Annotated in this window: 11 protein-coding genes; 4 read left to right on the plus strand and 7 right to left on the minus strand. The window is 51.2% G+C overall.

Annotated features, from left to right (window positions below):
• Positions 1-22 precede the first annotated feature (22 nt).
• Positions 23-961, plus strand: a complete 939-nt coding sequence (locus AS19_RS03155; RefSeq protein ID WP_046961686.1) for a Nudix family hydrolase — start codon at positions 23-25, stop codon at positions 959-961.
• Between the two features lie 113 nt (positions 962-1,074).
• On the opposite strand, the gene AS19_RS03160 is transcribed toward AS19_RS03155, so the two are convergent.
• The 5 genes from AS19_RS03160 to pilB form a co-directional block, all read right to left on the minus strand.
• Positions 1,075-1,275, minus strand: coding sequence for a DNA gyrase inhibitor YacG (locus AS19_RS03160; protein WP_011587895.1), 201 nt, complete (start codon positions 1,273-1,275; stop codon positions 1,075-1,077).
• A gap of 21 nt (positions 1,276-1,296) precedes the next feature.
• A complete protein-coding gene (gene coaE, locus AS19_RS03165; protein ID WP_011587896.1) occupies positions 1,297-1,917 on the minus strand; it encodes a dephospho-CoA kinase in 621 nt (206 codons plus the stop codon).
• 62 nt (positions 1,918-1,979) lie between these two features.
• Positions 1,980-2,855, minus strand: coding sequence for an A24 family peptidase (locus AS19_RS03170; RefSeq protein WP_011587897.1), 876 nt, complete (start codon positions 2,853-2,855; stop codon positions 1,980-1,982).
• A 2-nt stretch (positions 2,856-2,857) separates the two neighbouring features.
• Positions 2,858-4,084, minus strand: coding sequence for a type II secretion system F family protein (locus AS19_RS03175; RefSeq protein ID WP_035460653.1), 1,227 nt, complete (start codon positions 4,082-4,084; stop codon positions 2,858-2,860).
• A 2-nt stretch (positions 4,085-4,086) separates the two neighbouring features.
• Entirely contained in the window at positions 4,087-5,793 is a 1,707-nt protein-coding gene (pilB, locus tag AS19_RS03180) for a type IV-A pilus assembly ATPase PilB (RefSeq protein ID WP_046961687.1), read from the minus strand.
• A 534-nt stretch (positions 5,794-6,327) separates the two neighbouring features.
• On the opposite strand from pilB, the gene AS19_RS14200 reads away from it, so the two are divergent.
• Both AS19_RS14200 and AS19_RS03190 read left to right on the plus strand, forming a co-directional pair.
• On the plus strand, positions 6,328-6,774 hold the full coding sequence (locus AS19_RS14200; RefSeq protein ID WP_046962267.1) for a pilin: 447 nt from the start codon (positions 6,328-6,330) through the stop codon (positions 6,772-6,774).
• Between the two features lie 15 nt (positions 6,775-6,789).
• A complete protein-coding gene (locus tag AS19_RS03190; protein ID WP_046961688.1) occupies positions 6,790-8,157 on the plus strand; it encodes an O-antigen ligase in 1,368 nt (455 codons plus the stop codon).
• Between the two features lie 55 nt (positions 8,158-8,212).
• Here the strand turns inward: AS19_RS03190 and nadC are convergent, their stop codons facing one another.
• A complete protein-coding gene (nadC, locus tag AS19_RS03195; protein ID WP_046961689.1) occupies positions 8,213-9,055 on the minus strand; it encodes a carboxylating nicotinate-nucleotide diphosphorylase in 843 nt (280 codons plus the stop codon).
• A 115-nt stretch (positions 9,056-9,170) separates the two neighbouring features.
• A complete protein-coding gene (locus AS19_RS03200) occupies positions 9,171-10,508 on the minus strand; it encodes a sodium:alanine symporter family protein (protein WP_011587903.1) in 1,338 nt (445 codons plus the stop codon).
• 228 nt (positions 10,509-10,736) lie between these two features.
• Between AS19_RS03200 and AS19_RS03205 the strand changes: the two genes are divergently transcribed.
• Positions 10,737-12,974, plus strand: a complete 2,238-nt coding sequence (locus AS19_RS03205) for a DUF1631 domain-containing protein (RefSeq protein WP_046961690.1) — start codon at positions 10,737-10,739, stop codon at positions 12,972-12,974.
• Positions 12,975-13,010 lie beyond the last annotated feature (36 nt).

Consider the following 13,010-nt stretch of genomic DNA (forward strand, 5'->3'; position numbering starts at 1 on the left):
CGCAGAGATTTGGAAAACCCCCATGCCAACAAGCCCAACCCCTTCAATCATTGTCGTTGCCGGTATTATTCGTGGTAGTGGCCATATTTGCCTGAGCAAGCGTGCTGACCACCAGCATCAGGGTGGCTGCTGGGAATTCCCCGGTGGCAAGGTGGAGCCAGGTGAAACGCTGGGCGCAGCCTTGGCTCGGGAGCTAGAGGAAGAGCTCGGCATGGTGGACGCAATCTCTACCCCCTTTATAACGATTGCCCATCAGTACGATGATTTACATGTGACCTTGCACTTTCGCGATGTGCATGCCTGGCAAGGCGAACCTGAAGGGAAGGAAGGGCAATCGGTGCAGTGGTTTGTTCCGCAGGCATTGGCGGATTTGCGCTTTCCGGCGGCGAATCAACCGGTGGTGAATGCAATACGCTTGCCCGAACAATTGGTGATTGCTCCGGAGGATATCTCACTTCATGAGTTATTGGCGGGTATTGATCGATTGGATGCAGGGCGACAGGGGCTTTATCTGCGGCAGTGGAGCGACCATGCTGAAGTGTCGACCATCGTGGGGCTCTGTAATAAAAAAGGCCTAAAGGTCTGGCTGCGAGCTTCAGGTCCACAGAGCGAGGTGATAGCGAAGGCGCTGGGTGTATTTGCCTTGCATTTTCCAGGGCGAGTTCTGGCGCAATTGGATGAACGCCCCGCGTTTGATGGGATCACTAGTGCAGCGGTTCATGATCTGGCCTCACGGGACAAGGCTGTGTCTCTTGGCCTGGATATGGCGCTGGTTTCGCCGGTCTTGCCCACGCCAACACACCCGGGTAAACCTGTATTAGGCTGGCCGCAGGCTGAGGTGCTAATGAAAGGGACACCGCTTGCTTGTTATGCGTTGGGCGGAGTTATGCCGGGGGACCTGGTCAGCGCTCGTGACTACGGTGCTGTTGGTGTTGCGGGGATCCGAGCTTTTTGGCGGTGATGGGCTTCCACATACTCTACAGGCCCCCGCCTAGTCGACTGAGCGTGGTAGCGGCGCAACCTAGTATCTTCAATGTCTTATGGTAACTCATAGCCTGTTGCGGCAAAAAATTCTTAAAATTCCTCAAAATCTCCTGGCGCATCATCGGCGCCGGGAATGGCATGGCGCTCGGTCGCCCAATCCCCTAAATCAATAAGCTTGCAGCGTTCGCTACAAAACGGACGCCAGGCGTTGTTGTCCCAGCGGGTTAGGCTTTTACACTGGGGGCAGGGATAAGTCTGTGTGGGTTTCTTGGCCGGGGTGTTGTCAGTCATTTTTTTTACACGTGTCCATCTTTATGACGTTGCTTGCGCGAGTTCCAGATAACGCTGGTGTAGCACTTGAAGCTGTTCGTGGAGGGCCTCTAGCGAGCCGTGATTTTCCGCTACATCATCTGCTTGATCTAGTCGCTTGGTCCGCTCCAGCTGTGCTTTCATGATGGCCGCGACCTGTGCTTCAGGAACTTGATCTCGTGTCATCGTGCGCTCCACCTGTAACTCTGCGGGAGCATCAATGACCAGGACTCTGTCCACCAGTTCTTTTTGTGACGTTTCCAGCAACAGGGGAGAAACCAGTACTGTGTAGGCTGATTGGCTGGCGGCGATCTGGCGTCGTAGCTCATCACCGATGGCTGGGTGGGTAATACCTTCCAGAGCTTTTAGCGCGTCTGGGTCAGCAAAGACAATCTCGCGTAGAGCCCGCCGATCCAGAGCACCATCGTCGGTGATGACATGCTTACCAAAATGTTCGGCAATCGCCAGCAGGGCGGGTTGACCTGGCTCCACGACCACTCGTGACGCCAGATCTGCATCCACAATGGTTATGCCTTGGTGGGCCAGATAATCCGTGGCCGCGCTTTTACCACTACCTATTCCACCAGTGATGCCAACAACAAACATAATCACTTCCGCTTGCATGCATCACGCCACCTACTCACACACGGTGCGAAAGCAAGCGTGATATGTGGGGCGTGCCTGCGTTAGAGTTTAAACATACCCAGATACGAGCTGACGATACTATCGCCCCAGAGCAAGGCAATCCACCCGGCTGTGGCGAGATAGGGGCCAAAGGGGATTTGCGCGCGCCTTTCACCGCTAAATATCATCATGGCGATAGCAAAGACTAGCCCCACGATAGACGATAATAGAATGATCACGGGTAGGTATTGCCAGCCAACCCAAGCACCCAGTGCAGCCAACAGCTTGAAATCGCCGTAGCCCATACCTTCTTTGCCGGTGATTAGCTTGAATAGCCAATAGATGCTCCACAAGGATAAATAGCCCATCATCGCGCCAATGACAGCATCATTTAGTGAAACCGGAGACACCCCCGTCACTGCAGCCAGCAAGCCTGCCCACAATAGCCAGTAATTTAGGGTGTCTGGCAGTAATGTAGTATCCGCATCAATCATGGCAGCAGCTAACAACACCCAGGTAGCAAAAAGCGTGAATGCCAACCAGGGGCCATAACCAAAGTGCCAGGCGCAAAGTCCCGCCAGGATCCCGCTGACAATTTCGATAATGGGGTAGCGCTTACTGATCGGTGTTTTGCAGCCCCTGCACTTACCGCGCAGGGCAAGCCAGCTAAGCACTGGGATATTCTCATACCAGCGGATCGCATGGCCGCATTTCGGGCAGCGCGAGCGCGGCGTTGCTAGGTTGAAAATACCATCGGTTTCTTCCGCTGGTAGCTCAAGCACTTCACGGGCTTCTTGCTTCCAGCTTCGTTCCATCATTAACGGTAAACGGTGGATGACTACATTTAAAAAACTGCCTACCAGCAGCCCCATAACAACACAAAGCCCGATCAGAAGGGTCGGACTGGAAGAGAGAAGCATCAGGGAATCTGAAATCATGATTAACCTACAACTTGGCCCATCTGGAAAATTGGCAGATACATGGCAATAATTAGGCCACCTATAAGTACGCCTAGCACAGACATAATCAAGGGTTCCATCATGCTAGTTAATCCATCAACAGCATTATCAACTTCGTCTTCATAGTAGATCGCCACTTTCTCTAGCATGGCGTCAAGTGCCCCTGATTCCTCACCAATGGCGGTCATTTGTAGTGCCATGGAGGGGAAAACACCTGTGCTGCGCATAGCGAACTGTAGTTGCTGTCCGGTGGAAACGTCTTCTTTTATTTGTAATACAGCTTTTCGATAAATTACGTTGCCTGTGGCTCCTGCACAGGCATCTAGAGCATCAATCAGCGGAACGCCTGCGGCAAAAGTAGTGGAGAGCGTGCGGGCGTAACGAGCAATAGTCGCTTTAAAGGTAATGTCGCCGATGATAGGAAGCTTCAGTAGTGTACGATCTATCCAGTTTCGACACCCTTCCGAACGCTTTCGTGCCTCGTTAAATGCGATGGAAAAACCGATTAGGGATAGAATGATTATAAGAAAGTTAGATTGAAGCCCTTCGGATAGGTTAATTACGAATTGAGTAAAAGCGGGTAGCTCAGCGCCAAATCCTTCAAACAGTTCTTTAAAAGTTGGCACTACCTTTATTAGGAGGATTGCTGTAACGATAACTGCAACACAAATAACGGCAATTGGGTACTTTAAGGCTTTCTTGATTTTTTGTTTTAAGGCTTCACTCTTTTCTTTGTAAAGAGCTACCCGGTCCAGCATTGTTTCGAGGGCGCCCGATTGTTCTCCTGCGTCGACAAGGCTGCAATATAAATCATCGAAAAGAAGTGGGTGCATTCGTAGTGCGCCAGCAAAATTATTCCCCCCCTCTACTTCTGTCTTTAGCTTCATTACGACAACCTTCATTGCTGGGTTGTCTAGCCCATCAGCAACAATCTCAAAAGCTTGCACCAAAGGTACACCGGCTTTCATCATTGTGGCCATTTGGCGGGTAAAAATAGCAATATCCATGGGGGTGACCTTTTTTTTACCCCCCAAATTTATCTCACGCTTTTTTGCTACTTTTTTTGCATTGATGCCTTGCTTGCGTAGTTCCGCACGAACCAGTGCGGCACCTTTACCTGAGGTTTCCCCTTTAACTTTTTTTCCCTGACGGTCCACGCCTTCATAGGTAAAAGTGGCTAATTTTTTTTGTGTTGATTTAGTCGCCATAATCAATGTCCGCTTGTGACACGGTTAATTTCTTCTAGGCTGGTAACCCCTTGCATTGCTTTTACCAATCCGGAGCGGTGAAGGTTATTAAAGCCCTCCTTGCGGCACTGGTCGGCAATTTCGATAGAGTTACCCTCTTCCATAATAATGCGCGCGATGCCGTCTGTGATTTTAACGACTTCATAAATCCCCACGCGCCCTTTGTAGCCGTTCTTGCATTTGTCGCACCCTACCGGTCCGTACACAGTAAACTCGTTGGCGATATCGTCTTCCGTGAAACCCATCTCAAGCAAGGATTGTTTAGGAATATCCACTGGAGTTTTGCAGTTTTCACACAGGCGCCGGGCTAAACGTTGGGCAATAATTAATAATACCGAGGTGGCAATGTTGAAGGAGGGAACGCCCATGTTGCGAAGACGAGTTAGAGTTTCCGGTGCGCTGTTAGTGTGGAGGGTGGAAAGTACCAGGTGACCTGTCTGGGCCGCTTTCACAGCTATTTCTGCTGTTTCTAAGTCACGAATTTCTCCCACCAGAATGACGTCGGGATCCTGGCGTAGGAAGGCACGTAGTGCTGATGAGAAATTCATCCCTTGTTTCGGGTTCACATTAACCTGGTTAACCCCCTCCAAGTTGATTTCAACCGGGTCTTCGGCGGTGGAAATATTGAGTTCTGGCGTATTGAGAATGTTTACTCCGGTGTATAGTGAAACGGTCTTTCCTGAGCCGGTGGGGCCAGTGACGAGTATCATGCCTTGTGGTTTATGCAGGGCATCCAGGTACATCTGTTTCTGATCATTTTCATAACCCAAAGCCTCGATGCCCATCTTTGCGGATTCCGGGTCCAGAATACGCAATACAATTTTTTCACCAAATAAGGTGGGGCAGGTGTTCACCCGGAAATCGATGGCCCGTGTCTTGGAAATTTTCAACTTTATCCGGCCATCCTGAGGGACTCGACGTTCTGAAATATCCAGCCGAGACATGACCTTTAGGCGCGCAGAAAGTTTGTTGGCGATATTGATAGGTGGTTTCGATACGGTTTGCAGGATGCCATCTTGACGGAAGCGCACCCGATAGGTTTTCTCATAGGGCTCGAAATGCAAATCTGATGCTCCGCCCTTAATGGCATCAAGAAGAAGTTTATTCACGAAGCGGACAATTGGTGCATCATCGGCACCAGATTGAGTTTCATCTTCTGTTTCTTCATTCGAACTAATGTCCAGGTTTTCTAGTCCGGCATCCAGGTCGCTAAAGGCATCATCTTCGGTCTCGGACTCCAACGCTTCGATCCATTGGCTTAGCTTGTCTTCCTCAACAATCACCGTTTCTACATTAAGGCCAGTATTAAAACGGATTTCTTCTAGCGCAGGTAAATTAGTAGGATCGGATACCGCAACAAAGAGGCGGCTTCCGCGCCGGTAAAGGGGGAGTACGTTGTGTTTATTGATCAGCTTAGGGTCGACAAGGTCCTTTACTAAGCTATCGCGCTGGAAGCTGTTAAGGTCAAAAATAGGGTCGCCAAATTCTTCCGCAACGGCGCTTGCTACCTGCCTAGCCGTAAGTTTCCCACTAGCAACGATCTGTTTAATAAGGCTGGTTTTTTCTTGGCGAGCCTGTTGCAGGGCTAGCTGTATGCTCTCTGCGTCTAGCAGGCCCTGCTGTATTAATCGATGCGGTAAGCCGCTAAATGAGGTGGTTTGGCTAGTCATGGAAACCTGCTTGTTTATGCTTAGTATGGTCGGTACGGCCAACACTTTTTTCCTAACATACCGGGTGTGCCCATTGCTGGGAAGTCCGGATATCGCAAAATCGGTATCTTGCCATCGGGTTCTCAATTATTTTTGTATTTTCCTATACCTTACAAAAAGTGCTCCCGGTGAGGCGGAAAATGGAAGATAGCCATATCAGTTGCTTGCAACGCATGGAAGATAGAGTGGAGGTAAAGTTGTGAGCAGTGTTGCTCGCTAGGTATGGTGCGGCAAATCGACCGAGTGGATGTTGATAAATGACGCATACCTCTTGGGTTGTGACGCTGAGCGTCATTAGGTGACGTTAATTGGTGTGAGGGAGGGACGTTGTTGCTGTGAATTTCTAGGTGGGGAGGCATGCTGAACACGGAAACTCCCGCTCTTACATGATTTCGCGAGAATAAGTTTAAGTTGGCACGCTCCATGCTTTGACTTCATGTAGATGCTCGCCAAGGGGGAGCTCGAAAAAATTTGCCAATGATTGGAGAAAACAAAATGAAGAAGCAAATGCAACAGGGTTTCACCCTTATTGAGCTGATGATTGTAGTTGCTATCATCGGCATCTTGGCTGCCGTGGCTTTGCCTGCTTACCAGGATTATACAACTCGTGCAAAAATGTCAGAAGTTATTGGTTTTGCTGCATCCGCTAAAACTGCGGTGACTGAATGTATCCAGAATGATAATGCGACGGCAGGTTGCAACTCTAATAGCGCAGTTGGAATGGATCAGGCCGAAAACATTACCAGTACGTATGTAGAGTCTGTCACTGTTGGTGCTGATGGACAGGTGGTGGTTGCAATCCAAGGAACCAATGATGACACTCTTGATGCGGCATCTATTAGCTTGACTCCAAGCCTGAGTTCTGGTGGTGGTGTTAGCTGGAGCTGCGCACCTTCTGCTACAAGTATTAACAAGTTCTTGCCAGCTAGCTGCCGCTCTTAATTTCGGATGGCTCGTTTGAATAAAGAGGGGGCGTTAGCCTCCTCTTTTTTATTTATCAGGTTTGAATGGCTTGTCCTGTTAGGTTTGTCACTTTCCTTCTTGTTGATGGTTCAGCCATTCTTTCTTCTTGGAGGGCTGCACCCCTTTGATCATCAGCGTTCTATTGAGATCGTCTTCCTTTCCATTTCTTTTCTTTTTTTGGTTCCCTTCATTTCTTTGAGAAAAGTCCCTTTTCTGTTCTGGGTGATGGGTGCGCTGTCGATGTTAAGTGCTTTTTTGGGAAGTGCTGGTGTGGCCGGTTGGGCACAAGAGACAAGGTTTTTACTATGGGCCGTCTTGCTATTAATTTTTCCATTTTCTTGGGCTTTCGTGGCGACACAAAATAAAAAAATCATTTCTGTGATTTTTTTTGTGGGACTTTCTTTGTATTTTATTTATGTGATTTTTGGAACGTATTTATTGCTGGGCCAGGGCGTGGTTGATCCCGCTTTTGTGATTTCTGGTTTTGCTAATATTAATCATGCTGCAGGTTTTTTGGTTCTTGGTTTTTTTATGCTGCCAGGAATAGAAAGCTGTTTGTCTGATTACAGAAGGGTTGTTCTTCCTTTTTCCACACTTGTTGGAGGCGGTTTATTTTTATTTGTCCTAATAATTATGGCTAGAGGAAGCTTTCTTTCAGGGTTGGCTGTGGCGATGTTTTTAGTTTTTTTTTGTAAAGGTAGGGCGCGAAAAAAATACTCTATGCGTTTGCTGATGTATGCGGCGATTGGGACTGCATTGTATTTTTTATTTTATTTTGATAGCAGTTTTTTGAGGGTAGAAGAAAATTATATTGCCAGTCTTTATCGAGATACCGGAAGAATTGCTTTGTTTAGAGAGGGGATTCAAGGCTGGTTTGAATCCCCTTTGCTTGGGAATGGGCCGCTTTCGTTTTCTCAGCTCAGTAGTGTTCCTGAAGCACATCCCCACAATATTTTGATTGCCTCGTTGTATGAATATGGTGCTTTGGTAACAATTATTGCTGTTTATTTGCTAATAAAGGCGGCTACAGTTTACCTCAGAGCAGGATATGTGGCCGATCAGTCCATGTTACATATAGTCGGCGGGTCAACGATTGTCTGTTTTCTTTCTTATGCGCAAGTAAGTGGCCTAACCATGATCGCCCCCTCAATGTTATTGCTGGCGCTAGCGGTGGGGTTTGCTTTTGAAAATGTCGTTTCAGAGAGGCCTAGGCCTGATTTCCTGACGAATTTTAGCGGAAAGCGAGCCGTTGGAGCTTTTATGATTGTGCTGGCCTTCTTTAGCTCGTCAATTTTTTATTATCAAGTCTCGACTGAAAATATATCAGGTGCGCCAAGGTTTTGGTTGCAGGGTAAATTGTAGGAGTCTGAAAAGGGCCTTGGTGTGCCCATGCTCCGTGGTTATTTTGAGGGCTTCCTTACCTTATGCGAAGAGAGAGATCAATAGCTCTTACATGCTTGGTTAACGCTCCGGAAGACAAAAACCAGTGCCGGCTCTTTGGTAGCTCTGCCGCATTACCCACAGTCAAATTGCCTGATACTTCCAATGCTGATTCAACTGCCATACCGGCCGCTTCTGCCAGCATTTCTACGCTAAAATTATCGAGCATAATCTGATCCGGCGTCAGTCCGGCCGCTTCTTCAAGCTCCGCCAGTGTTTCCACTTCCACTATGATTTTCTTTTCCGGCGCCAACGCCCGTGCGCGCTCGATGGCGGGGGTGATGCCGCCGCAAGCGGCCACATGGTTTTCCTTGATGAGGAAGGCGTCGTAGAGGCCGATGCGGTGGTTTTGGCAGCCGCCGCAGAGTACCGCGTATTTCTGGCCGGCGCGTAAGCCGGGTAGGGTTTTACGGGTGTCGAGGATGGTGACCTGGCTGCCGGCCACGGCATCAGCGTAGCGGCGGGCGGTGGTGGCGGTGCCCATCAGGGTTTGCAGGAAATTGAGGGCGGTGCGTTCGCCGGTGAGTATCTTGCGAGTGTTACCGCGCAGGGTGCACAGGGTGGATTCTGCCGAGAGGCGGTCGCCATCACGGACATGCCATTCAACGTCCACCTCTCCCAGCTGTTTGAACACTTCGTCGGCCCAGGGAATACCGCACATGGTGGTATCTTCACGGGTGATGATGGTGGCGCTGCTGGTGCTGTCTGCGTCGATCAGCTGGGCGGTGATATCGCCATCGCGGATATCTTCTTCTAGAGCAAAGGTCACATTGCGGGTGATATCGTCACGCACGTAGTCGGGGAGGTTGGCGATGGTCATGGGATCTCTTAATACGGTTACTGATCACGGCCTTGCCCTCACTCTCTAGGGTTGAGGGTAAGGGCAAGGGGCCATGACAATGGCGGTTGATGGCGGGGCCGTCAACCGTCAGTGGCTAATCTGGGCGGTTGGCGAAGAACTCACGACTCAGCCGAACCACAATGGGCGACAATAATAACAGAGCGATCAAGTTTGGCACGGCCATGAGGATATTCATGATATCGGCCAATGCCCAAACAAAGTTCAGGCTGACAAGCGCACCCAAGGGTATAGCTAGTACCCAGACGATACGAAACGGCATGATCGCTTTGTTGCCGAACAGGAACTGTGTGCAGCGTTCGCTGTATAAGCTCCAGCCGAGCAGGGTGGTAAAGGCAAAAACGGCCAGGCTACAGGCCACGATGATGTTGCCGGCACTGCCGAAGGTAGACGAAAACGCCAGGGCGGAAAGGGGAGCGCCTTTAACGCCACTGTCCCACACGCCTGTGGAAACAATCGCCAGCCCGGTGACGGAACAGACAATAATGGTGTCAATAAAGGTGCCGAGCATGGCGATTGAGCCTTGCCTGGCGGGGTGGTCGGTGTTGGCGGAGGCGTGAGCAATGGGTGCGCTGCCTAGGCCGGCTTCGTTGGAGAAAATACCCCGAGCCATACCGAAACGGATTGCCTCTTTTACCAGTGCCCCGGCAAATCCCCCGGCGGCGGCGGTGCCGGTGAAAGCGCTTTCAAAACACAAAGCCAATGCACCAGGGATGGCATTGGCGTGGTCCGCCAGAACCACCAAGCCCGCCAGTAGGTAAGCCAGCGCCATGAAGGGCACGATAAACGTTGCGACGGTGGCGATCCGTTTCATGCCGCCCAGTACCACCATGGCGACCAGTACCGCTAGAGTGACGCCGGTGATCCAAGGGGGCAGGCCAAAGCTGTCGCTGAGGCCGTGGGCCACGGAGTTGGCCTGAACACTGTTGCCAATACCGAAGCCGGCAATCATGCCGAATACTGCAAAGGCGATGGCCAGCCAGTGCCAGTTCTTGCCCAGACCATTCTTGATGTAGTACATGGGGCCGCCCACATATTGACCGGCGGCATCTTTTTCCCGGAAGTGCACGGCAAGTACGGCTTCGGCGTATTTGGTGGCCATGCCCACCAAGGCAATCAGCCACATCCATACCAGTGCTCCGGGGCCTCCGGAGTGAATAGCAGTGGCTACGCCGACAATATTGCCGGTACCAATGGTGGCAGACAGGGAAGTGGCGAGGGCGGCGCCTGCGCCAATGGTGCCAACACCGCGCTGGGGGCCAAGCATTTGCCGAAAACCAAAGCCCAGCTGGCGTAGGGGCAGGAAGCCGAGAACAAGCGTCAAGTATATGCCGGTGCCCGCGATGAGAATGAGCGCCGGCCATCCCCACAGCAGACCGCTAATCTGTTTGAGTATGGTGACTGTCTGTTCCATGGCTATCGTCCAATCCCCGAAAAGTCTTAGGCTAGGGGAATTTCTGAGGCAGGGAAAGCTGCGAGTCTGTTTGTGATTGCTCGTACGCAGCTCTCTCAGTGCCAACTAGTTCAATCTTGCTACAGGTTGCTAATGTTATAGTAATAAAGAATTAAAACGTTAGTGCCATTTTTGTCTTGTTTTCATGTTTCTCACCAGCCTGTCGCAGGTTCGCCTGCCGGGGGAGCAATGTCCAAGGTTACACAGCTGAAACCGGTTTCCGGGAAGGTCTTGCCAGGCCGTATGCCACGGCCCCTTGAGAAGGTGTGTGCTCGCTATCTTTTCCTGAGTGGCGCTTACCTGGGAGATATGTTGGATGGCGCTGATGATAAGTTGTACGACCTTGCCGAGAGAGAGACAGACGGAGAGCGTGAGCGCTATTTCGAGGCAATGCGTGAGCTGCGTATCCAGCGGTCTGGTTTGGTGGCCAGCTTCAAGCAGGCGCTCAACCATCAGTTTTTAAGCCTAGCGAGGCCGCCGGAAACGCAAACGCTGGAGCAGAACCCGGTAGACCTGGATTCCTTAACGCTGGTCAACGAGGACGAGTTAGAAACCTCCGTGGCGCTGGATAATATGGCTCGCCGGGCCCGTAACGGCTGTAACGAGCAGTTGAAGGTGCTTTGCCACCGTATTGAGTACTTATTTGAAAGCAAGCGGGAGGTGAACGAGCACAACAATCCCCTTGAACCTCGTCAATTGGTGGCCTGCTTTAGTGAAGGCTTGGAAAAGCTGTCGTTAGATATCAAGGCTCGTCTGATTATTCTCAAGCTGTTTGAGCGGGAGGTGATGGCTGAAACCGGCTATCTGGTCAGTGAGGCCAACAAGGTATTGATTGATGCGGGGGTGCTTCCGGAGATGAAGTCCGCCCCTATCGCTCCGGCACACAAGCCCGGTTCCCGTTCGCTGGCCAGCCAAGGTAATGACAACGTCATGCCCACAGCGGGCAATGCCGGCGTGCACAGTAACGATCAAGTGTTCGGTCTGCTTCAGGAGCTGCTGGTTACCATGCGTGGCATGCAGGCTAGACCGGGTGATGGTGCGTCCGACGTCGCTAGCGAGGCACCTATGGCGGTTATGCAAAACGGGGTGCCTTATATGAACGGTGCTCCGTTGGCCAATGCGGCGTCGGTGCATCAGGTTAATTCGGATGATCTACTCGGTGTACTGAACCGCTTGCAACGGGTAGAGCGTAGTCTAGGGGAGGATGAAGGTGAAGAGCGTGCCGACCTGAAAACGGACCTATCCGAGTTGCTCGACAATGAGCATGGTGAAGCCATCCACGCACTGGATCAGGCTGATGACGATGTCATTAATCTGGTGGCCTTGCTATTCGACTTCATTCTGGATGACGAAGGCCTGCCCTCAGACATCAAGGCACTGCTTGGCCGCCTGCAGATCCCGCTGTTGAAAGTGGCGATTATGGATAAGGCCTTCTTTAATAACGACAACCACGAGGCCCGCTTATTACTGAACATGCTGGCCCGAGCAGGCAGCCAGTGGGATCCCCATCTGGGTATTCAGGATGACCTATATCAGCGAATTAATCATGCTGTGCATCGCATCATTGATGACTATGAAGATGATGCCAGCCTGTTCTCCTCATTATTGCAGGAGTTTCAGCAATTTTTCGATAGCCAGAAAACTCGCTCCGACCGTGTGGAACAGCGGGTCCGTGAAGCGGAAGAGGGCAAGGCCCGTGCAGAGCAGGCTCGCCGTGAAGTGGTGACGGTACTGGATAACCGTATGGCTGGACGGCAACTACCGGATGTGGTCGTACGCTTGCTTCGCCAGGGGTGGCAGCAGGTTTTGTATTTGACTTGGTTGCATGAGGGGGAGAATAGTCCTCTGTGGCAGCAGCAGGTGAAGGTAGTGGATGCGGTGGTCTGGAGTGTGCTGGAGCACCGAGATCAGGACGCGCTAGAGAAACTCAAGACGCTCAGCCCCAAGTTGCTGAAGACCTTGCATGACGGCCTGACGAAGATTAATCACGATGCGATGGAAACCAAGCAGTTGTTGGTTAAATTCCGTGATGTGCACCACCGGTTACTCAAGGGCTTGCAGACCGAGAGGGTGGCAGTGGAGCCGGAGCTGCCCGCCCAACCGGCACAGCCAGAGACCGCTCCTGAATTGCCAGAAAACCATTTTTTGGTGAAAAAATGCAGCCAGCTGGCACCCGGCCAATGGATAGAAATTCAGGACAACGACGAACCCCGTCGCGCGAAGTTGGCGGCGAATATCCGTGCTGGCGTGAAAATAGTGTTCACCAACCGCCGTGGCATTAAGGTACAGGAGTATTCCGCTTACACCTTGGCCGTTGCCCTGCATAATGGGGCTGTTAAACTCATCGAAGAAGGAGCCCTGTTTGATCGGGCTTTGGAAGCAGTTATTGGCGACCTGCGTCGTATGCAAGGCAATGTGCAGCACTAAGGGCTAAAGTGCAGCACCGGCTTCCTTAGGCGCAGG

This window comes from Alcanivorax sp. NBRC 101098 (assembly GCF_001010505.1).
GTDB lineage: Bacteria > Pseudomonadota > Gammaproteobacteria > Pseudomonadales > Alcanivoracaceae > Alcanivorax > Alcanivorax borkumensis.

Coding starts and splice junctions, on each gene's coding strand:
- AS19_RS03155 (WP_046961686.1), top strand. CDS start 23: ATGCCAACAAGCCCAACCCCTTCAATCATTGTCGTTGCCGGTATTATT.
- AS19_RS03160 (WP_011587895.1), bottom strand. CDS start 1,275: ATGACTGACAACACCCCGGCCAAGAAACCCACACAGACTTATCCCTGC.
- coaE (WP_011587896.1), bottom strand. CDS start 1,917: ATGCAAGCGGAAGTGATTATGTTTGTTGTTGGCATCACTGGTGGAATA.
- AS19_RS03170 (WP_011587897.1), bottom strand. CDS start 2,855: ATGATTTCAGATTCCCTGATGCTTCTCTCTTCCAGTCCGACCCTTCTG.
- AS19_RS03175 (WP_035460653.1), bottom strand. CDS start 4,084: ATGGCGACTAAATCAACACAAAAAAAATTAGCCACTTTTACCTATGAA.
- pilB (WP_046961687.1), bottom strand. CDS start 5,793: ATGACTAGCCAAACCACCTCATTTAGCGGCTTACCGCATCGATTAATA.
- AS19_RS14200 (WP_046962267.1), top strand. CDS start 6,328: ATGAAGAAGCAAATGCAACAGGGTTTCACCCTTATTGAGCTGATGATT.
- nadC (WP_046961689.1), bottom strand. CDS start 9,055: ATGACCATCGCCAACCTCCCCGACTACGTGCGTGACGATATCACCCGC.
- AS19_RS03200 (WP_011587903.1), bottom strand. CDS start 10,508: ATGGAACAGACAGTCACCATACTCAAACAGATTAGCGGTCTGCTGTGG.
- AS19_RS03205 (WP_046961690.1), top strand. CDS start 10,737: ATGTCCAAGGTTACACAGCTGAAACCGGTTTCCGGGAAGGTCTTGCCA.